The sequence below is a fragment of the Methylobacterium sp. E-045 genome (assembly GCF_022829685.1).
Classification (GTDB): Bacteria; Pseudomonadota; Alphaproteobacteria; order Rhizobiales; family Beijerinckiaceae; genus Methylobacterium.
In genome coordinates, this window is sequence record NZ_JAKSYE010000044.1 from 12,706 (window position 1) to 33,417 (window position 20,712).

The window sequence follows — 20,712 nt, forward strand, 5'->3', positions numbered from 1 at the left end:
CGTCATCGCCATCGGAGGCCGCTCGCCGCCGATGGCGGCCGGGGAACGGCATGAGTCTCAAGCGGGCGACGCGTTCACTCCGCGGCCTGGGGCAGGCCCATGAAGGCCTGGAGCGAATCGTCCATGGCCTTCATCCAGGTGGTGTGGTGCGGGGGCGAGACCGTTCCGGTGATGGTCGAGCGGTAGGACCGGTCGCGATAGGTGAGGATGCCCTCCATCTTGTGGTGCTCCCACTCCTTGAACAGGTCGGCGACCTTGTCGACGTCGAGGGGCGGATAGTCGGTTGCCGCCAGGAGTTCGCGGACGTACTCCGTCTGGAAGTCGATCGCCTCGAACGGGTTGGTGAGCGTGTCCTGATGGGCCAGCCACTTGGCGATGTCGGCGGCCTGCTCGTCCGGGCCCGGCAGCGCGAGTTTGCCCATCATGTAGTCGCGGGCATACCACGCCTGGGCATCGAACATGTTGAAGGTATAATATTGGTCCTGCATCCCGAGATAGATCAGCTTCGGGTTGGACTGCCAGAAGATGCCCTTGTAGATCCCCGCCGGGTAGAGGCAATTATGCGATTTCAGCCGCAGCTCGTCCGGCAGGAACGGGTAGGTGTGCTTGTAGCCCGTACAGAAGATGATCGCGTCGACCTCGGCGTCGCTGCCGTCCTTGAAATAGGCCGTATTGCCGACGAGCCGCTCCAGAAGCGGCCTCTCCTCGAAACCCGCCGGCCAGGCGAAGCCCATCGGCTTGGTGCGGTAGCTGAAGGTGATCGATGTGGCGCCGTACTTGATGCACTGCGTGCCGATATCCTCCGCCGAGTAGCTCGCGCCGATCATCAGCAGGCGCTTGCCGGCGAACTCGTCGGCGACGCGGAAATCGTGCGCATGCATCACGCGGCCGGGGAAGAATTCCAGCCCCTCGAAGCTCGGGACGTTGGGGACCGAGAAATGGCCGTTCGCCACCACGACGTAGTCGAACTCCTCGACCTGATGCTCGTCCTTGATCAGGTCCTTCGCCGTCACGGTGAACCGGCCGGTCTCCTCCGAATAGCTCACCCAGCGGACGGGGGTGCAGAAACGGATGTACTTGCGCACGTCGCTGCGCGCGACCCGCCCGGCGATGTAGTCGTGCAGCACGGCGCGGGGCGGATAGGACGGGATCGGCCGGCCGAAATGCTCCTCGAAGGAGTAATCCGCGAATTCGAGGCACTCCTTCGGCCCGTTCGACCAGAGGTAGCGATACATGCTGCTGTGGACCGGCTCGCCGTTCTCGTCGAGGCCGGTCCGCCACGAGTAGTTCCATTGGCCGCCCCAATCGGACTGCTTCTCGAAACAGACGAGCTCGGGAATCTCCTCGCCCGCGCGCCGCGCCGCCTCGAAGGCGCGCAACTGGGCGAGGCCGCTTGGACCCGCGCCGATGATCGCAACACGCTTCTTCATGATCAGATCCCCGTTCTGTGTCTCGTGAGCCGGGCGGACCGGGCCTCCGGCTCGCCCGGCGCCTCGATCACGTGTGAGGAGAGGAGCCTCGGCCCCGGCCGCGGTGGGCATCCCGATCGGGACGGGCGCGATCGTTGCCGGACGTCCGCCAAAGACCAGTCTCCCTCGATGATCGATCCGGCGAGGGTGAAACCTCGTCGAAACATTCCTGTCGAGAAAATTCATACGCGTGGGAGAAAGGGCGGTGCAATAGTGACTGTTGGCACTACTGTCGTCGTTCGGTTGTGCACTGCAAACGCAAGGGGGGATACTATAGAGCGAGAACCGTGCCAGGCATCGTCCTTCCCGCGTGCCGGGCTACGGCCTTCACGTCGTTCGCGGCCCTGCCCTCTTCCCCACGAGGGGGAGAGGGACACGCTCTGCCGGAAAGACCGGATGGGTGAATTCAGTCGCCCGCGGGGCCGGAGATCGTGCTTGTTCCGGCGTCAAAGGAGCTTGGGGCGGGGCTCCTGTCGCCTTAACGTGCGCTCCATGGGGAATGGCACCGTTTCAGGATGAACGACGAACCGATCCGGAGCGGACCCGATCCGCTGGCCACCGCCGAATGGTACGATCGCTTCGGCGACGTCGCCGCCTCCATCGGGACCGAGCGCTTCCACCGGACCCTGCTGTCCCTGTTCGCCCTCTGCGTGGAAAGCGATTCGGGATGGATCATCCGGTACTCGCGGGTGGCCCCGCCCGACGTGCTCTACACGACCGGGGTTCCGAGCGAGATCGTCGAGTTCTACAACAAGAAGTGCCTGCGCATCGATCCGTTCTCCCTCTACTGGAAGAACGGCGGCAAGCCGGGCATCCTCACCCTGTCGGAGATCGGGAACACCAGCCCGGAATCGATCCTCTACAGCAAGATCTTCAGGCCGGCCGCGAACATCTCCGACGAGCTCGGGATGTTCTTCTCGACGGTCGGGCATTGCTGCTTCGGATTGTTCCTCGAACGGGAGCGCGGCGTCTTCTCGCAGGAGGATATCCGGCGGGCCAAGCTGGTCTTTCCCGCCATCGAGGGATGCCACAGGAGCCATCTCGGCCATCTGTTCAGCAATCTGCGCTACACCAACGGGACGCAGGCGGACGGGTTGGTCAACCGCCCGACCCTGATCCGCGACCGCCACGACGTGGAGGTGTTCGCCAACGACTCCTGGACGCGGGCGGTCCAGTCGGATCCCTCGATCCTGCCGATGCTCGAGACCCTGGCGCCGTCGGACGCCATCCGGACGGTCCATGCGCGGGATCACGTGATCACATCGGAGGTCTTCGACCGCGACTTCGCCCTGGCGCCGGGCGGCCGGATCTTCATGCTCGGCCCGAAACCCGCCATGCCGGACGAGACGGTGGGCTATCGGGCGGCGGCGGAGGTGCTGGTGGCGCTGACCCCGCGGGAGCGGGACATCCTGACCCTCACGATGAAGGGCCAGGCCACGGGCCAGATCGCGCAGACGCTGGGGATCAGCAAGGGGACCATCAAGAACTGCAAGATCCGCATCTACCGGAAGGCGGAGGTCACCTCCGAGCGCGATCTCATCAAGAAGTTCAGCCCGTTCTTCCCCTCGGCCTGAGGGCCGACGCTGTCCACACATCTTGCGGGATGCGCCGCCCTGCCCTCCTCCCCAGCGGATCTCGGGCTTGCCCAAGATCCGTCGAGCTTGTGGGGAGGAGGTGGAGGTGGGGGTGGTTGGGCGACCCTCCTGCTGCTGTGGAGGCTGGCGGAACCACCCCCACTCCTGACCTCTTCCCGCAAGGGGGAGAGGGACGCCGCCTGCCCACGCAACCGCACGGCGGCGGGAATCCGCCGCTCCGCTCAGGCGGTGCGTTCGTCGGCCGGATGGGTGCGCAGGCGCATCGGGTCGTAGAACGGCGTCCGCACCACGTTGGCGACCAGCGGGCCGGTCTCGGTCCGGACCTCGACCTCCGTGCCGAGGGCGGAGAGCTCCGGCGGCAGGTGGGCGAGGCCGAGGGACTTCATCAGGTGCCGGCTGTAGGTGGTGCTGTTGACGGTCCCGATCTCGCGGCCGTCCTTGAAGATCTTGGCACCCGGCGTCACCGCCTCATGGTGCAGGATCTCGAGGCCGACCTGGCTGAAGCGCTCGGTGCCCCTCCGCGCCAGCAGGGCGGCCTTGCCGCGGAAGTCCGGCTTGTCGAGGTCGACGGTCCAGGCGAGGCCCATCTCCCACGGCGTGGTGTCGGACTTCGGCATGTCGAACGGGAAGAACAGCAGGCCGCCCTCCACGCGCACGATGTCCAGGCAGTCCCAGGAGGCGGCCACGATGCCGAAGGGCTCGCCGGCCTGCATGATCGCGTCCCAGAGGGCGACGGCGTCCTTGGCGGCGCAGAACACCTCGTAGCCGCGCTCGGCCGAGTAGCCGCCCCGCGCCAGGGACACGTCGCGGCCGAACAGCGTCGTGCGGACATGCTCGAAATAGGCGAGCGTCGGCAGGTCGAACGGCGTGTGCGGCGTGAGGATCGCGAGGGCCAGCGGTCCCTGCAGCGACAGGATGTGGACGTCGTCGTCGCGGGCCGCCTCCACGGCGCGGCCTTCGGTGAATGCGGGAAGGACGTCCTCGAGGCTGCCGCCGCCATGCGAGACGCGGAAGGCCTGCGGCCCGTCGCGGTAGACCAGCACGTCGTCGATCAGGGAGCCGTTCTCGTCGACGATGTTGCTGATGGCCGATCGGCCCTGCGCGATCTTGCCGACGTCGCTGGTGAGCATCGCGTTCAGCATCGCCTCCGCGTCCGGGCCGGAGACGTTGACGATGCGAAGGCCGGTGACGTCGAACAGGCCCGCCCGCGAGCGGACGATGGTCGTCTCCTCGTAGCGGTCGGTGCGGTAGGATTGGGGGATGGGCATCCCGTTCCACTCGGCGTCGAGGGTCGAGCCCAGGGCCAGATGGCGCTCGTTGAGGGCCGACTGGCGGGGGAGGTCTGTGTAGCTCATGGCGGCGATCCCTAGCGTTCCGTTTTTTGATTGGGCGGGACCCTGTCTCGTCCCGCGGGCGGGCTGCCGGGGCGAACGGCCCCGGCAGCCCGGTTCGATCAGAGCTGGAAGAACCAGTTCGAGAGGAGGAGCACCACGACGCCGGCGGCCAGGGTGAGGTAGGGCAGGATTCCCGCCCGGCGGCGGCTCACCATCCCCTCGGGGCCGACATGCAGGTCCTCGTACATCTCGGCCGGGAACTTGCCGCCGTCCTGGACATAGTGGCGGTAGCAGAAGACCGGGATGATCAGGGCGGCCGTCACCAGGCCGGCCCAGAGGGCGATCGGGTTCCAGACCTTCGCGCCCGCCCCCATGAAGATCACGTTGACGAAGGCGAAGACGCCGCCGAGCACCAGGACGAAGGTCGGTGCCCGGTAGGGGCGCGGGATATGCGCCGAGTCGATCCGGTGGATCCAGGCCGAGTTGAGGTTGAGGAAGTTGAAGATGATGTAGCCGCAATTCGACACGGCCAGGATGAAGAAGAAGCTCGTGGCATCGGCACAGGCGATCGCCAGGATCGCGAGGTTGAAGACGAGATCGGTCCACATCGCCCGCGTCGGCGCGCCGTGCTCGTTGACGTGGCTGAGATAGCGCGGCAGCCAGCCGTCGGCCGAGCCCTGGTAGAGGGTGCGCGAGGATCCCGCCATGGCCGTCATGATGCAGAGCACGAGGGCCAGGATCATCAGCATGACGAGGAAGTTCTCGACGATGGGACCGCCGCCGACCATGTGAGCCAGGGCCGCCGCGACGCCGGACCCGTCCACGATGGAGGCCTCCAGCATCCCCTCGACGCCGAGCATGCTCTGGAAGGTGAAGGGCACGAGGGTGAACAGCAGGAGGCAGAGCACGCCCGAATAGAAGATCGCCTTGAACGTATCCTTGGCGGGGTCACGGAACTCGCTGGTGTAGCAGATCGCCGTCTCGAACCCGTAGGTCGACCAGGCCGCGATGAACATGCTGCCGAGGACCAGCGTCCAGCCCGTGATGTTCCAGGCGCCCGGCGCGGGAGCGGCCGGCGCCGCCAGGGGGACCAGGGGCGAGAAGTTCTCCCAGTTCACGCCGTGGATCAGCAGCGGCACCACGCCGACGATGAACATCGGGATGATGACGAGGAGGCCGATATACTTCTGGACGTTGGCCGTTCCGAGAATACCGCGGTGCTGCACGGCGAAGACCCCGAGCATCAGGGCGGCGCCGATGAAGAAGGCCAGGTTCAGGGAGAGCGAGACCGGGCCGAGGGTGGTCGAGAACAGCGTCCAGGTGCGGATGCCGGGCGCGACGGCGGCGATGGCCGCCGTCACCTTGTCGGCATCGGCCATCTGCAGGCTGGCCCCGTTGGTGGCGAGCCATTGCACCACGGCCGGCGACGTGGCCGTGGGCTGCGGCGCCACCGCGTTGATGATGTAGGAGGCCGCGATGGAACAGCCGAGGGACAGGACCGGCGACCAGGCGAACCAGTTGCACCAGACCGAGAGGGGCGCCACCAGCTTGGTGTAGCGGACCCAGGCCGCGGCCCCGTAGACCGACGCGCCGCCCGACTTGTTCGGAAACAGGCCGGCGATCTCCGCATAGGTGAAGGACTGGATGAAGCCCATGATCATGGAGAGCGTCCAGATCAGGAAGGCGAGTTTACCGGTATTGCCGGCAATGCCGCCCACGGAGAACAGGACGAGGGCGGGAACACCGCTCGCGACCCAGAACGCGCCCGTCCAGTTGATGCTGCGATGCAGCTTGCCGTCGTCGGCCGTCCCGGTGGCGGGGGACGTGAAGCCCGCCACGGGCTTTGCCGAGGATGCCAGTCCGGTGCTCATGATTCAGCTCTCCATTCGTCGTGTCGAGGGTTCGGGCCCGTGCCCTCGTCGAGGCTGTGATCCCGGGGGATCTGTGTCCGCGCGGTATCGGCAGGGTCGAGAAGCACCCGGAGCGTCGTCTGTGTCGGGGCGCCCTTCCCGCAGGTTTGGGGGCGCCGCAGAAGAGTGTCTGACGGGCGTTCCAAGTGTCTCTCACGAAACGCCCGCCGCACCGTCGTGCCGGGAACGGGAGACGGTGCCCACCGGGAGTTTCGTGAGAGGCCCCGGAGCTGCGCCCGACCCCATTGGTCCGGGACACGGCTCTAGACCCTCGTTGTGCCACGCTCTGTTTCGCCGGACTGGGATCCACTTCGGCGGAAAGCGCTCTAAGCGTGGGGCGTCATTGTCGAGACGTCGTCGACAGCATGGAAATCTCCCATTTTGGCGGAGATCGTCACGCGAAGGATGTCCGTAAAACCCATGGTGTCGGGGCATGACGCGGGGCGCCGGTCATGTGGGTCCAGCGCGCCACGTGAGCGGGAGGCGACCGGTCGAGCTCCTCAAGTTCTCTACAGGAACAATCATTTCTCTTCGGTTGAGCCGCTGTCAAGCGCTATCGTGGCTCTCCCGTGAGCGAACAGTGGAATTGCATCGAAATTTTTCAGGAGATTTGATTTTCGAGCAACGATGACCAGTAAATAGGCATGAGTGCTTGTCGATTGTGCGCATGACGCGCGATCGGGCCGATCCTTCTTGATTCGAGCGGGTCACCGCCGCCGCCCGCTCGCTCGCGCGTCCCGCCGCCCTGCACATCCCGCACGGGATGCGCGGCCCGGGAGGGCGACGGGGGATGAAAAGGTCGCCCGTCATTGTTCGAATCCGCCTCCGACCTCTTGGCTCGGGCTGCGGTCGAAAACGGTGATTGACTTTACGGTTCTCTTGGAGAAAATGAAATTCTCTTAGAGAACCAGCCTGCCGCGCAAGCAAGACAGGTCGGTCTTCGGGGGCTTTACCAAGGTCGCTTGCAAGGTCGCCTCCGGGGTTCGGTGCGGTCCGCTCAGGCCGCCGCCGGCAGGGATCGGGCCATCGTCGGCTCTGAGGGCCGGCCGCCGTTGAGCCCATTGTCGAGACGAGGTCGATGTCAGATCAGTCCATCAAGAGCCGACCGGTCTATCAATCGCTGGCGATGGATCTGTCCGGTTTGCGCCACCTGCTGGTGTCGGATTCGCCCGCCTACCGCTTCGAGGCCCCACCCGACAGGGAGGTGGAGGTTTGGTTCGTCGCGGCCCCCGACCAGGAGGGCCGGATCCCACCCTCCGGGACGGTCCGGGAGCGAGGGTTCCGTTCGCCGCGACACCTCATCGACCGCCTCGACCATCGCCTCGCGCAGGAGCGCATGGGTCTGCGGCTCTACGTGAGCGGGACGGAGGGCTTCCTGTGGGACGTCTTCAATACGGCGCAGCGCGCCGGGATGACCAGGCAGGAGATCTTCCAGTGCCAGTCCGGCACGCAGGCGCGGCGCGTGGCCTGCGTCCATTGCCGGACGTTCAATCACGGCGTCACGACCACCATCGTCCGATGCGACGGCTGCGGCGCGAACCTGTTCGTGCGGGATCATTTCTCCCGGCGCCTGTCGGCCTTCATGGGGGTCAAGATCGATGCCGAGGTCGCGGGCGAAGTCCCTCCGGCGGAGCAGGCCTATTCATGATCCTCGACGGCAAGCTGTCGGCGCGCGTCGCCGAGATCGACCTCCTGAACCCGACGCTGAAGCGGTTCCGCTTCGTTCCCGAGAACGGCGGGGCGTTTCCCACATCGCCCCCGGGTGCCCATGTCCTCGTGACGCTGCAGGGGCCGGACCGTGTCTGGCAGAACGCCTATTCCCTGGTGACGCCGCCCGATCAGCGCGATCACTACGCGATCATCGTCCGCCGTGTTCCGGACTCACGCGGCGGCTCCCACTTCCTGCACGACAGGCTGAAGACCGGCGACGCCGTCGCGTTGAGCGCGCCGGCCAGCCTGTTCCCGATCGCGTCGCTCGCCCGCAAGCACATCCTGATCGCCGGCGGCATCGGGCTGACGCCGTTCCTGTCCTACCGGCCGGTCCTGGCGTTGCGCGGCGCCGCCTACGAGCTGCATCAGTTCTGCGCCCCCGACGAGGTCGAGACCTTCCGCGCCCTGATCGGTGCCGATGCGGCGGGCGTTCACGTCCATGGCGTCGGCCGTGGGGAGCGGCCGGATCTCGCCGCCCTCCTGGCCGACCAGCCTCTGGGAACGCATGTCTATACCTGCGGGCCGCAGGGCCTGATGGACGCGGTCGAGGAGACGGCCCGCGGCCTCGGCTGGACGCCGCACGCGATCCACCGCGAGAGTTTCGGCGGGGACAAGGGCGGCGTGCCGTTCATGGTCACCCTGGCGCGGTCCGGCCGGTCGATCGCGGTCGGGGCCTCGCAGACCCTGCTCGAGGCGCTGGAGGGCGAAGGCATCGAGGCCCCGTGCCTGTGCCGGGGGGGCGCCTGCGGCGTCTGCCTCCTGCCCCTCGTGGAGGGCATCCCCGATCACCGGGATCACGTCCTGTCCGAGGCGGAGAAGGCGGAGGGCCGCCTCATCGCGACCTGCGTCTCCCGGGCGAGATCCGGGACCCTGGTGCTCGATTTTTAAAGGTCGGACGACCGCGCGGCGGCGGGAATCCGTCGAACGCGCCGATGCCGGCCATCGGTCGGGATCGGCGCCGCTTGGGGAAGGGACGCTGAGATGGGTATTCAGTTCAAGACCGACGAAACCTTCCGGGACGACTTCTCCTACCGGAACAGCGACGCGGCCATCCTCCGCTTTCCGTTTCCGTTCGGCGAAGACAAATACATGTACTCGGTGAATATCGAGCCGCATGGGAAGGCGGGCGGGTCGCCGGCCTTCGATCACGCGTTCGACGTGGACGAGCATTACGTCGCCGAATGCCGGGAGCGGGCGATCGTCCTCGATCACGATCCGAAGCGGTGCCAGGTGCTGCCGCACATGATGCCGGCGGAATGGGACACGCTCGAACTCCTGATGGAGAGCCTGTCCACGGACTACCCCGAGCATTTCAGCCTGACGCGGGACGGCACCGCGTGGCACTGGATCAACCGTCCCCTGGGTCTCGACCGGCGTTTCGTCTTCGGCGACGCGTCCACCCTCCCCTGCGGACCGTTCGAGTACATCACCCGGCAGGCTCAAGGGGACTTCACCCTGCAGGACCAGCGGGACGACAACCTCTACGTCGATGGCGGCATGGTCACCACGCAGGCGGATTGGTCGCTGGAATTCGATATCGGCATGAGCTTCCACGAGTGGCACGGGCCGGTGCCGCTGGCGCACGAGATCGGGGTGTTCGACCGGGCGCTGCAATACCTCCTGCGCCTCCAGTACGGGCATCCCGTCCGCCGGCTGAACTGGACGATGACGATCAACCCGCGCCTCGACACGTCGCCCGAGAACTATCCCGATTGGGGGCCCGACCGCACCACCGTGACGGCGGAGAACATCGCGGGCAAGCTCCACCTGCGCGTGGAACTGCAGACCCTGTTCCGGCTGCCGCGCTCCAACGCGATCCTGTTCGGGATCCGCTGCTACCTGATCAGCCTGCAGGACATCGAGCGGGTGGAGAAGTGGCGCAAGCGCCTTCACCGCGTCCTGGCGACCCTCCCGCCCGAACTCGTGGAGTACAAGGGCCTGACCCGGTTCCACCACATGGCGGTGTCGCGCCTGGCCGCCATGGACGACGGGGCGCCCCTGTCCCTCGGCATCCAGCCGGACCAGGCCCGATTGCCGGCCTGAGGCGGCCCCGCGCGCCGGGCGGCCTCCAGGCCGGCGATGCACCCCTGTCGGGAATGGGCCACCGCATGGAATCAGGCCACGGGAGACCTCCCCGTGGACAATCCCGCCGCTTGGTTCGAGGGTCGGGGGGACGGCGCATGGCCGCCGGACACCGACCGATCCCCACCCCTCGCGGAGAGCCGATCCCATGACATCACGCCACTATCGCATCGCCGTCATTCCGGGCGACGGGATCGGCAAGGAGGTCGTGCCGGAAGGGGTGCGCGTCCTCGAGAAGGCCGCCAAGCGCCACGGCTTCACCCTCGACTGCGACTGGTTCGACTTCGCCAGCTGCGACTATTACGAGCGGCACGGCCAGATGATGCCGGAGGACTGGAAGGCGCAGATCGGGGGCCATGACGCGATCTTCTTCGGGGCCGTCGGCATGCCGGAGCGGGTGCCCGATCACGTCTCCCTGTGGGGCTCGCTGATCCTGTTCCGGCGGGAATTCGACCAATACGCCAACCTGCGCCCCGTGCGACTGATGCCGGGGGTGAAGTGCCCGCTCGCCGACCGCAAGCCCGGCGACATCGATTTCTGGGTGGTCCGCGAGAACACGGAGGGCGAATACTCCAATGCGGGCGGGCGCATGTTCGCCGGCACCGACCGCGAATTCGCCCTGCAGGAGACGATCATGACGCGCCACGGCGTCGACCGCATCCTGAAATTCGCCTTCGAACTGGCGCAGGGCCGCCCGAAGAAGCACCTCACCTCGGCCACCAAGTCCAACGGCATCTCGATCACGATGCCCTATTGGGACGAGCGGGTGAAGGAGATGGCCAAGGCCTACCCGGACGTGGCCTGGGACCAGTACCATATCGACATCCTCACCGCGCATTTCGTCCTCAACCCCGACCGGTTCGACGTGGTCGTCGCCTCGAACCTGTTCGGCGACATCCTCTCCGATCTCGGGCCGGCCTGTACGGGCACGATCGGCATCGCGCCCTCCGGCAACATCAACCCGGAGCGGCTCTTCCCCTCTGTGTTCGAGCCCGTGCACGGGTCGGCCCCCGATATCGCCGGACAGGGCATCGCCAACCCGATCGGCCAGATCTGGTCCGGCTCGATGATGCTGGAGCATCTCGGCGAGCACGAGGCGGCCCGGGAGATCGTCACCGGCATCGAGCGCGTCCTCTCCGAGCGGACCCTGCGCACCCGCGATCTCGGCGGCAACGCCGATACCGAAGCCTGCGGCAGGGCGGTGGAGGACGCCCTCGGATAGGCGCGTCTTTTCGGACCGCGTCTCGGTGACCCGGACCCAGGGGTCGGAGTCGCCGAGGTCCGGGATCAGACCTCGGGGACGGCCTGCAGCTCCGCCGAACTGGCCAGGATCGTCTCCTGCAACGCCGTCGCCGCGGCATGCTGGCGGCCCGCGCCGAGCACCACGAACGCGACGTCGCCGATCGGCGGCAACCCGGCCGTGATCGGGATCGGGGCCAGTCCCGGCGGCATGACCCTGGCCGAGTGCGGCGCGATGCCCAAACCCGCTTCGACGGCCGCGCGCACCCCCATCAGGCTGCCGCTGGTGCAGGCGATCCGCCAGGGACGGCCCGCCGCTTCGAGGGCATCGAGGGCGAGGGTGCGCGTCATCGAAGGCGGCGGATACAGGACCAGGGGCAACGGCAGCGCGGGATCGGGCAGGAAGCCCGGTCTGCCCGCCCAGATCAGCGCCTCCGCCCAGGCCAGCTCGCCGCGGGGGTCGCCCCGTCGGCGCTTGCAGAAGATCACGTCCAGTTCGCCCGCGTCGTAGCCCTGATAGAGGGCCCGGCTCAGCCCGACCGTCAGCTGCAGATCGACGGAGGGGTGGCGCTCGGCGAAGCGCGCCAGGACCTGGGCCAGGGCCGACAGGGTGTAGTCTTCGGAGACCCCGAGGCGGATACGGCCGCGCAGGCCGCCCGGCGAGAAGAAGGCGCGAAGCCGGTCGTGCGCCTCCAGCATCTCCCGCGCGAAGCCGATCAGGGCCTGGCCGTCCGCCGTCGGGGCGACCCGATGCGTGTCCCGCATGAGGAGCGAGCGGTCCAGCGCCCGTTCCAGCCGCGCGATATGCCCGCTGACCGTGGATTGCCGCAGGCCGAGCGCCTGCGAAGCGGCCGTGAAGCTGCCGTTGTCGAGCACGGCCAGGAAGGAACGGATGTGGTCGACGTTGAGGTTGCTCATCACGGTTCATGATAGCCGATATTCCGACCGCCCCGGAGGTCGGCGGGCTAAGTGTCTCTCGCACACCTCCCGGTCACGGTCGGCTTTCGCTCTGGCGATCCGTGCACCGCATCGCCGTCCTCCTCCGCAAACCAGGGATCGTCTCGTGACACCGCAGATCGCCGGTGGCGGCACCTCCGCCGGAACCGCCCTTGCCTTCGTCGCCGGCTTCGTCGATGCGGCGGCCTTCATCGCCTTGACCGGCCTGTTCACGGCTCACGTCACCGGAAATTTCGTCCTGATCGGCGCCGAACTGGTCGCAAGCTCGACCGGCGTCCTGGCGAAACTGCTGGCGCTGCCCGTCTTCATGGGGGCGGTGGCGGGGGCCCGCATCCTCGGGCTGCTCCTGGAGCGACGGGCGGCCGATCCGCTACCCTGGCTGCTCGCCGTCGAGGCGGCCCTCCTCGCGGGCTTCGGCCTGTGCGGGACCGTGGTGTCGCCCCTCGATGCGCCGGACGGCGCCCCGGCTCTGGCCGTCGGCATGCTCGCCGTTGCGGCCATGGGCGTGCAGAACGCCATCGGCCGTCTCTCGCTCGGTCATCTCGCCCCGACCACGGTGATGACCGTGAGCGTGAGCCAGGCCGTCATCGACGCGACGGATCTCGCTCTCGGAACGGCCGGGAACCCCGCGCAGACGCGCGCGCGGTTTCTGCGCGTGCTGCCGGCCATCGTGGCCTTCGCCGCGGGCGCCCTGTGCGGAGCCTTCGGGATCGCTCATCTCGCGTTCGCCTGCATCACCCTGCCGATCGTCGTGCTCCTCGTCCTGACCGTCCTGGTGATGGCGCCGGCCGATGCGGACACGGCGACCTGAGACGGTCGGGCTGGTCCGGACGTCTCTCCTCCGCCACGCCGCGGGCGATGGGACAACCTCCGCGTCTTCCAGGAGGTGGACTGGTCTTTGGCTTTACTGTCCGTACTGCTATAGCGCGGCCATGACGAACCAACCCACCCGCGTGATTCGGTGCTTGTGGCGCGCTCTCTGAGCGCGGCCCGTCATACCCTCGTGACCTGTGCCGCTGCGTTCGGCGGCGCGGTGACGATCCAGGTCTCTCCTGACCCGACGAAGACGCAGCGGCTCCCACCTCAGGAGCTTCTCCATGCCTTCGGACACCGCCCCCCGCCCCGTCATCCTCACCGGCGACCGCACCACGGGGCCTCTGCATCTTGGCCACTACGTCGGCTCGCTGCGCAACCGCGTCGCGCTGCAGGCGACGCATGCGCAGTACCTGCTCCTCGCCGACACCCAGGCCATGACCGACAACGCCCACGATCCCGAGCGGGTGCGCCGGAACGTCCTCGAGGTCGCCCTCGACTATCTCGCGGTCGGGATCGACCCGGCTCTCTCGACGATCTGCGTCCAGTCCGCCCTGCCCGCCCTCGCCGAGTTGACGCTGCTCTACCTGAACTTCGTCACCGTCGCTCGCCTCGAGCGCAACCCGACCATCAAGGAGGAAATCCAGGCGCGCGGGTTCGGGCGGGACATTCCCGCCGGCTTCCTGTGCTACCCCGTCGCCCAGGCCGCCGACATCACCGCCTTCAAGGCGACTCTCGTGCCCGTGGGCGAGGATCAGGCCCCCCTCATCGAGCAGACGAACGAACTGGTCCGGCGGCTGAACCGGCAGGCCGGCCGCGACCTCCTCCCCGAGGCGGCGGCGCTGATCCCGGCGATCGGACGCCTGCCCGGCGTGGACGGCCGGGGAAAGATGAGCAAGTCCCGGGGCAACGCCGTTCCACTCTCAGCGAGCGATGCGGCGATCGAGGCCGCCGTGCAGCGCATGTACACCGATCCCGACCACCTACGGGCCTCCGATCCCGGACGCGTCGAGGGGAACGTCGTGTTCACCTACCTCGACGCGTTCGACCCCGATCTCCAAGCGGTCGCCGACCTCAAGGCGCATTACCGGCGGGGCGGTCTCGGCGACATGGTCCTCAAGCGTCGGCTGACCGGCCTCCTCCAGGCGACGGTAACGCCGATCCGCGAGCGTCGCGCCGAGCTCGCCCGCGACCCGGACCTCGTCATGGACATTCTGCGGACAGGCTCGGCGAAGGGACGCACGCTCACGGAGCAGACGAAGCGGGAGGTCACGGAGGGGTTGGGGCTCTTCAGCCTTTAACCCTTCGGCCTGCTTCCGCGACGAAGACCGATAGCCATCCCGACGTCCGGCCGGGATGGGCGGGATGCGCGACGACGGCTTCGGGACGACGGGTCTGGGTCCGCCGTCCACCCTTAGCAGCCCTTCCGGAATCGACCCCGTATGCGAAAAAAATCGCACCATCGCCCCCGGAGGCCGTTGCTGCCGCTTACGTCCCGAAATCATACACGGATGAGCCGGTCACCGCCCGGAACGAATGAGCGAAACTCGACAACGAGGTAAAGCCGACAAAACCTGCCGCCGAAAGCATCGTGTCTCCCATCGCCAGACGGTCAATTGCCGCGATGATGCGGGCGCGTTGACGCCAGGACTTGAAGGTCAGCCCGGTCTCGTCCGGAAACAGACGGCTGATCGTGCGCGGCGATGTCGCGGCGAGGGCCGCCAGCTGTGAGAGGCTGAGGCGGCACATGGGATCGGCCAATGCCAGACCGGCCAAACGCCTGCCGATGTGGCTCGTTGGCAGAGGTAGGAAGGTCGGGGGCGCTGGAACCTCGATGAATTCATGCAGTATGAGCCGAACCATCAGCTCGGCTTTCTGCGACGACGGAGAACCTTCAAAAAGGCCCCGCAGAAGTTCCCTCAAGATCGGGGTCATGCGGAGCACGAAGGGTCTTTCCGGAAGACCTCGCGGCGCCCAGCGGCGGCAAGCCTGATCGTCGTAGTAGATCGACCAGCTTTCGGCATCCGAGACCACCTCCACGCTGTGCGCCGCATTCGTCGGGGCCCAAACCGCCAATTGAGGCGGCACGAGCCATCGTCCCACGTCTGTCGCCACCTGAATGGTGCCAGATACGGTAAAGATGAGTTGCGCCTGCTCGTGGACATGCTGCTCATACACGAAGCCGGCAGCAAACTTCCCTTGCATTGTTCTAAATCTAAGACTGGTCGATTGGCGTTTCATCGGCGGATATTGGCGGCTCCTCGATTTGATCCTGTGATACTTGCTCATGGACCGCAGCGAAAGATGCCATGTGCATCCGAGCCTGCGAGGCCTGGGAGTCAAGATTTAACATGTACGGGTTCGTGAGTCGGGAGACATGCCATCTGCTTTCCGGATGTATCTCGCCGCGTAAATCATGCGGGCTTTGCAGATCATCGATGGGACGCCACCGCTGTGCCAGCATGTACCTACTGTCTGGCCTGACTCTGATGGTCATGGTCACTGACGGCCATGCGCAGAACATGGTTGCGCAGCAGCGGCCTGTCACGACCTCCGCGTCGGCAGAGGCTGCCGTATCCCTGGAGACCTTGTCGGTCACCGGCCAAAGTTCACATGACGATCCGCGCGGACCGATCGATGGCTACGTTGCTCGGCGCGCAGCCACGGCGACGAAAACAAATACCCCTCTCAACGAAACGCCGCAGTCGATCACCGTGATCGGCCGCAAGCAGCTGGACGATCTACGCCCTCACACGGTGTCGGACGCAATCGCCTATACCGCAGGCGTCTACAGCACACACGGACCGGCGACGGTTGGCGATTTTTTCAGTATTCGTGGGTTCGATGCAACGGGAACCGGTGTCTACAAAGACGGGCTGCAACTGCTTGGCTACAGTTTTTCTGGGTTCCAAGGCGAAAACTTCGGCCTGGAACGTATCGATGTCTTGCGTGGCCCCGCCGCGGTTCTCTTCGGACAGGGAGGTCCCGGGGGAATCATCAATTTGATCACCAAACGGCCGACCGAAGTACCGTTCGGCCATGTCGAAGCTGGCGGGGGATCGTTCGGACAGAAGTACCTCGCGTTCGACCTCGGAGGCCCCTCCTCGACCGATCCCCACTGGTTCTACCGCGTCACGGGCCTAGGTCGGCAGGGCGGCACCCAAGTGGACGGGGTCGATGATAACCGCGGGTACATCGCACCCGCCATCACGTACAAGCCCGACGGGGCAACGTCGTTCACCCTTCTCGCCGGCTTCCAGTATGACGATACGGGTCGACTGAGTCCGTTCCTTCCCTACTACGGAACCGTGCGGCCGCAGGCATTGGGGCTTCGCATCCCACGATCGTACAATATCGCCGATCCGAAACTCGACACGTTCAGACGAACACAGTTTCACGTCGGCTATGAATTCGAGCATGCGTTCAATGACACATTCACGTTCCGTCAAAACCTTCGATATTCTCAGGTCGAGAGCCTGGATACCCTGCTCTTCTCAGGGCAAGGCTACTCGGATGCGCGTCAGACGATCATTCCCCGCGCCCGGTACCGTTTGACGTCGCAAGCACGCCTGTTCAACGTCGACAATCAATTGGTCGCCCGATTCAACGATGGTTTCTTCGCGCATACGTTCCTGGTCGGTTTGGACTATAAGCAATACCAGCTTCACGATACGCAGGCCGGTAGCGGTCCCGCGACCAGCTTCGATATCCTCGCGCCGAGATACGGTGTCCCCGCGCCGCCCGTGTTCCCGTATCTGGTGAACCGAGACGCCTTCCAGCAGATCGGCCTCTATGCCCAGGACCAGATCGATCTGACCGATCGGCTGAAGCTCGTCGTCGGCGGACGCGGCGACTTCACCACGAATGACGTCGACGACAAACTCAGGGCCACCCGCACCCGCCAAGAGGCCAATGTCGCGACACAGCGTTACGCGCTGATCTATAACTTCGATCACGGGCTTGCGCCCTATCTGAGCTATTCGACGTTCTTCAACCCTCAGGTCGGGACGAACTTCGGAGGCACACCCTTCAAGCCGGTGACCGGTGACCAATACGAGGCAGGTCTCAAGTATCAGCCCCCGGACAACAGGTTCTCGGCCACTTTTGCGCTGTTCGACCTCACGCAATCCAATACCCTGACGGCCGATCCGACAAATCCCTTCAATCAACTCCAGATCGGCGAGACGCGGTCCAAGGGATTCGAGACCCAGATCGTTGCCAATATCAATCGAGAGTTGAGCTTGGTCGGCTCCTTCACGGCCTTCGATATTGCCATCACGCGCGGCCTGGACAGCCAGATCGGGAAGATCCCGGTCGCCACACCGAGCACGCTGACCTCTGTCTTCGCCGACTATACGATCGCTACGGGGTCATTCGCGGGTTTTGGTGTTGGTGCCGGACTCCGATACGTGGGGAATTCCTATGCCGATGCCTTCAACACCCTCAAAGTTCCGGAATATGTCTTGTTCGACTCGGCAATCCACTACGCCAGGGATGGCTGGCGCTTTGCCTTGAACGTATCCAACATGGCCGACCGCCGCTATGTCGGGTCCTGCAGTTCCATCTCTTCCTGCAACTACGGTGAAGAACGCCGCTTCACGGCCAGCGTCGGGTATCGCTGGTGATCGCGCCGCTTGCGCGGCAACAAATCCAAGATGCTGAAGAGATCCAACTGGATCTTCCTGATCGGCTGCCCGTGATTCGTCCTTGAGCATGTTCAAGCGAGGTGGATGCCGGCTCGCGTGAAGACACTGCAACCCCACAGCAGAGCGCATTTTTCGGGATCCGGAGATCATGGAAAATGCTCGAGATGGTGAAAATCATGAAACCTGTCGACTTGAAACTGTCGATTGCCTGGCTCGTCACCGCTGCCGGATCTTCGATATTCGTCGCGATACAACTATTCACGTATCTGAACTCACGCGTCTCGCCCGATGGCGGGTTGCCTGCGATCGTTTTTAGCCCGGCTCAGATGCTGTTCGTGTCGGCCTATTATGGATGCTGGGTCATTCCGCCCCTGCTCGCTCTGTCGAACCGCACGGCGGCACGGTGGTCCATGCTCATCCTCGGCGGGCTTCTCGTGACGTTGAACACGTTGTCCGGCGTCATCGATGGTATTCGAGATGGCTATAATCTGATTGCCGTGGCGATCATTGCCATTACCGTGCCGGGTACACTGTCCATTTTCCTATCATGGCGCGATATTCGATCCAGGTCGGCCCGGTAAGTCTCAATAAGGACGCCTGCAATGACGATGAAGTGTGACACTTTTCCATTCGTGTGGATGACGTTTACGGAAGAGCCCGGCCACGACCACGAAGACGAATTGGCGGATTTCGAGGAGCTCCTCGGACGCGGCACGCGGTTCGTCCTTCTGACGGAGGATGCACCGACGAAGGAGCACGAGCATACGCATGACGAGAGGAAACGTATGGCGCTGTGGATGAAGAAACATAAAGGCAGTCTGCGCCATCTCGTGGCGGCCATGATCGTCGTCGAACAAAAACCCCTGAAACGCGTGGCGATCAAATCGTTCGGTCCCGCGTTCCAGGCGTTTTGGGGATACCCCATCGTTGTCGCCTCCGGCCGTGAGGAGGCTTTGGCTGTCGCCTCTGATTTACTGAGTGACCGATGAGGAATCACCCAAACGGGCGTGATGTCGTTCTGCTTTGGGAGGGGAAACAGGCGGCACGACAATGTCCGCTTCCATGCGTGTCCGGGCGGAAGCGGTTCGTCGCATCTCCACCCGACGCAGGCATTCCGAAAATCCGCTGACCGGCACACTGCCCGGCCCTCACAGACACGGTTTGGCTGGAAGACGGGCATTCCCGAGTCATTGCGCGCCGCCCTGGAACAGGGTGATCAAACACTGCGCTCACGGCCCTGCGCGCCTTCTTCGTCGCGACAGGTCAGTTCGGCGTCGACCGGGCAGCCGATGCAGGCCTCGTAATCACATAGCCGGCAGACCGCGTAGGCGTGATCGAGATCGGTGACGAAGCCCCGCAGAACCTTCTCTGCCAAGATCCCGAAGGTCTTCCGCTCCTCGACGGTCAGAACTGTCAGCGCCTGTGTCACCGCATGATCTCTGGAGGCAATCACGGCCCGACACGTCACTCGGCCGGCGGCGGTCAGTTGGAGCGCGACGGTCCGCCGATCTTTGACGGAGGGGGTTCGGATCACGAGCCCGTCGTCAACCAGCCGGTCGACCAAGCGGACCGTGCCCGGATGCGACAGCCCGAGGGACCGGCGCAGCCGCTCGATCGTCATGCCGGGATCATGACCCAGGAGGGCCAACGCCGCTGCTGCGGGCCCAAGCTCCGGAGCCTGTGCCTGCGCCTCGCGCAGCATCGCATCTGAGAGACCCAGCGCCAGCGCGCCGATCACGTTGTCGCTTCGATCGACCATGTCGCGAAAATATATGCTCCGCGCATAGACATCAAGGTAGAGAGTGATTATATGCACGGCGCATACATTGGAGTGCCACGATGCAAACGCCGTCCCTTCAGAGCCTGACGCGCCGAGCGCAGAACCGTGCGATCGCCGTCACCGGCATCGGCCGCGTTCTCGCGCTGGCAGGGGTCGTCCTGCCGCTCTTCATGATCGGTATCCTCAAGTTCACCGCGGTCGAGGTCGAGGCGCTCAAGCCCGTCATCGGCGGCACGCCATGGCTCGCTTGGCTGTACTCCGCCTTCGGCGAGCCGGGCGCCTCCTACCTGCTCGGCACCGTCGAGATCCTGACGGCGTTGCTGTTCGTGGCGTCGCCCTGGTCGGCGCGCGCAGGCACTGTCGCCGGCGCGATCGGGTCCCTGACCTTCGCAGTCACCTCCTCGACGCTCCTCGCGCTTCCGATCTGGGAGGAGGGATCGGGTGGCTTCCCCTGGCTGAATGCGCTGGGCTCATTCCTCATAAAGGACGTGGCGCTCCTCGGCGTCAGTCTTGTCGTGCTCGGCGAAAGTCTTGCACGGCTGCGCGCGACGGTGTGAGGGGGCAGACGTCGTGGGAGCCGTGACCGACGAACAGCGGATCCTACCCGTCTCGGTGGTCGCCACCGTGGGCCTTGCGGCCGGCTCCACCGCAATCGTTTTCGACGGCATCTCCTCGCTCGCAGACGCGGCGATGACCGGGTTCCGCATCCCACCGAGGCGGTGTGAAAAGAGCGCTTGGCGATCAGGCTGACCTGACATCGCGGAAGGTTGCCCTGAGGTTTTGCAGGACATACGAGTCGTTGGTGGCGACCTCGTAGAAGCTGCTGTCGATGGCACGCACGATCAACACGGGCACCGTAGCGCTCGCATCCGCGTAAGCCTGAAACTCGCCCCAGATGACCTGCTGGGTTCCGTTGGCGAGGTCTCGCAGCCGATCTCCCCTGATCCGCCTGCCGGAGGTCGCAAGCTCGTCGAGACGTCCGGCCTGTTCGCCCGTCGCATCGAAAGCCGCATCGTATGCAGCGACACCGCTCACCATCCATGAGTATTCGATGGCCTGCGTTCCGAGCGCTGCCAGAATATGACGCAGGTCAAAATCGAGCATGCTGTCAGCCATGTCGTAGATGCGAACGGTGTGCATGGGCGATCTTCGTGTTCAGGGTTCGTGCTCATTATGA

18 protein-coding genes are annotated in these 20,712 nt (G+C 65.4%); 11 read left to right on the forward strand and 7 right to left on the reverse strand.

The features are described 5' to 3' along the window. Positions 1 to 74: 74 nt before the first annotated feature. A complete protein-coding gene (locus tag MKK51_RS05170; RefSeq protein ID WP_243975426.1) occupies positions 75 to 1,430 on the reverse strand; it encodes an NAD(P)-binding domain-containing protein in 1,356 nt (451 codons plus the stop codon). 554 nt (positions 1,431 to 1,984) lie between these two features. Here MKK51_RS05170 and MKK51_RS05175 point away from each other — a divergent pair. Continuing rightward, a complete protein-coding gene (locus tag MKK51_RS05175) occupies positions 1,985 to 3,043 on the forward strand; it encodes a helix-turn-helix transcriptional regulator (RefSeq protein ID WP_243975428.1) in 1,059 nt (352 codons plus the stop codon). Between the two features lie 242 nt (positions 3,044 to 3,285). Here the strand turns inward: MKK51_RS05175 and MKK51_RS05180 are convergent, their stop codons facing one another. Both MKK51_RS05180 and MKK51_RS05185 read right to left on the reverse strand, forming a co-directional pair. Next, a complete protein-coding gene (locus tag MKK51_RS05180) occupies positions 3,286 to 4,419 on the reverse strand; it encodes an aminomethyltransferase family protein (RefSeq protein WP_243975431.1) in 1,134 nt (377 codons plus the stop codon). A 98-nt stretch (positions 4,420 to 4,517) separates the two neighbouring features. After that, positions 4,518 to 6,269 carry an APC family permease gene (locus MKK51_RS05185; protein ID WP_243975432.1) on the reverse strand — a complete coding sequence of 584 codons (1,752 nt, stop codon included), beginning with the start codon at positions 6,267 to 6,269 and terminating at the stop codon, positions 4,518 to 4,520. Positions 6,270 to 7,386: 1,117 nt separating this feature from the next. On the opposite strand from MKK51_RS05185, the gene MKK51_RS05190 reads away from it, so the two are divergent. The 4 genes from MKK51_RS05190 (at position 7,387) to MKK51_RS05205 (ending at position 11,322) form a co-directional block, all read left to right on the forward strand. After that, positions 7,387 to 7,956 carry a zinc ribbon-containing protein gene (locus tag MKK51_RS05190; RefSeq protein ID WP_243975433.1) on the forward strand — a complete coding sequence of 190 codons (570 nt, stop codon included), beginning with the start codon at positions 7,387 to 7,389 and terminating at the stop codon, positions 7,954 to 7,956. Beyond that, positions 7,953 to 8,906 carry a PDR/VanB family oxidoreductase gene (locus MKK51_RS05195; protein WP_243975434.1) on the forward strand — a complete coding sequence of 318 codons (954 nt, stop codon included), beginning with the start codon at positions 7,953 to 7,955 and terminating at the stop codon, positions 8,904 to 8,906. Before MKK51_RS05190 ends, MKK51_RS05195 begins: the two co-directional genes overlap by 4 nt. A gap of 93 nt (positions 8,907 to 8,999) precedes the next feature. Then, positions 9,000 to 10,061, forward strand: coding sequence for a heme-dependent oxidative N-demethylase family protein (locus MKK51_RS05200; RefSeq protein ID WP_243975435.1), 1,062 nt, complete (start codon positions 9,000 to 9,002; stop codon positions 10,059 to 10,061). Positions 10,062 to 10,248: 187 nt separating this feature from the next. Beyond that, positions 10,249 to 11,322 carry a tartrate dehydrogenase gene (locus tag MKK51_RS05205; RefSeq protein WP_243975436.1) on the forward strand — a complete coding sequence of 358 codons (1,074 nt, stop codon included), beginning with the start codon at positions 10,249 to 10,251 and terminating at the stop codon, positions 11,320 to 11,322. Between the two features lie 65 nt (positions 11,323 to 11,387). Here MKK51_RS05205 and MKK51_RS05210 read toward each other — a convergent pair whose 3' ends face one another. Then, positions 11,388 to 12,257: a LysR family transcriptional regulator gene (locus MKK51_RS05210; RefSeq protein WP_243975437.1), complete on the reverse strand. Its 870-nt coding sequence runs from the start codon at positions 12,255 to 12,257 to the stop codon at positions 11,388 to 11,390. 145 nt (positions 12,258 to 12,402) lie between these two features. Between MKK51_RS05210 and MKK51_RS05215 the strand changes: the two genes are divergently transcribed. Then, positions 12,403 to 13,107 carry a YoaK family protein gene (locus MKK51_RS05215; RefSeq protein WP_243975438.1) on the forward strand — a complete coding sequence of 235 codons (705 nt, stop codon included), beginning with the start codon at positions 12,403 to 12,405 and terminating at the stop codon, positions 13,105 to 13,107. A gap of 286 nt (positions 13,108 to 13,393) precedes the next feature. Next, the gene (trpS, locus tag MKK51_RS05220; RefSeq protein ID WP_243975439.1) at positions 13,394 to 14,410 is read left to right on the forward strand and encodes a tryptophan--tRNA ligase; all 1,017 of its coding nucleotides are present in this window, start codon (positions 13,394 to 13,396) and stop codon (positions 14,408 to 14,410) included. A 187-nt stretch (positions 14,411 to 14,597) separates the two neighbouring features. On the opposite strand, the gene MKK51_RS05225 is transcribed toward trpS, so the two are convergent. Continuing rightward, entirely contained in the window at positions 14,598 to 15,398 is an 801-nt protein-coding gene (locus MKK51_RS05225; protein WP_243975440.1) for an AraC family transcriptional regulator, read from the reverse strand. A 200-nt stretch (positions 15,399 to 15,598) separates the two neighbouring features. Here MKK51_RS05225 and MKK51_RS05230 point away from each other — a divergent pair, with 200 nt between their 5' ends. The 3 genes from MKK51_RS05230 (at position 15,599) to MKK51_RS05240 (ending at position 18,744) form a co-directional block, all read left to right on the forward strand. Next, on the forward strand, positions 15,599 to 17,734 hold the full coding sequence (locus tag MKK51_RS05230) for a TonB-dependent siderophore receptor (RefSeq protein ID WP_243975442.1): 2,136 nt from the start codon (positions 15,599 to 15,601) through the stop codon (positions 17,732 to 17,734). Positions 17,735 to 17,910: 176 nt separating this feature from the next. Continuing rightward, positions 17,911 to 18,336 carry a hypothetical protein gene (locus MKK51_RS05235; protein WP_243975444.1) on the forward strand — a complete coding sequence of 142 codons (426 nt, stop codon included), beginning with the start codon at positions 17,911 to 17,913 and terminating at the stop codon, positions 18,334 to 18,336. 21 nt (positions 18,337 to 18,357) lie between these two features. Next, on the forward strand, positions 18,358 to 18,744 hold the full coding sequence (locus MKK51_RS05240) for a hypothetical protein (protein WP_243975446.1): 387 nt from the start codon (positions 18,358 to 18,360) through the stop codon (positions 18,742 to 18,744). 227 nt (positions 18,745 to 18,971) lie between these two features. Here MKK51_RS05240 and MKK51_RS05245 read toward each other — a convergent pair whose 3' ends face one another. Next, positions 18,972 to 19,571 carry a MarR family winged helix-turn-helix transcriptional regulator gene (locus MKK51_RS05245; protein WP_243975448.1) on the reverse strand — a complete coding sequence of 200 codons (600 nt, stop codon included), beginning with the start codon at positions 19,569 to 19,571 and terminating at the stop codon, positions 18,972 to 18,974. 23 nt (positions 19,572 to 19,594) lie between these two features. Here MKK51_RS05245 and MKK51_RS05250 point away from each other — a divergent pair, with 23 nt between their 5' ends. Next, positions 19,595 to 20,092, forward strand: a complete 498-nt coding sequence (locus tag MKK51_RS05250; RefSeq protein ID WP_243975449.1) for a DUF417 family protein — start codon at positions 19,595 to 19,597, stop codon at positions 20,090 to 20,092. A 184-nt stretch (positions 20,093 to 20,276) separates the two neighbouring features. On the opposite strand, the gene MKK51_RS05255 is transcribed toward MKK51_RS05250, so the two are convergent. Beyond that, entirely contained in the window at positions 20,277 to 20,675 is a 399-nt protein-coding gene (locus tag MKK51_RS05255; protein ID WP_243975452.1) for a hypothetical protein, read from the reverse strand. Positions 20,676 to 20,712: the final 37 nt, after the last annotated feature.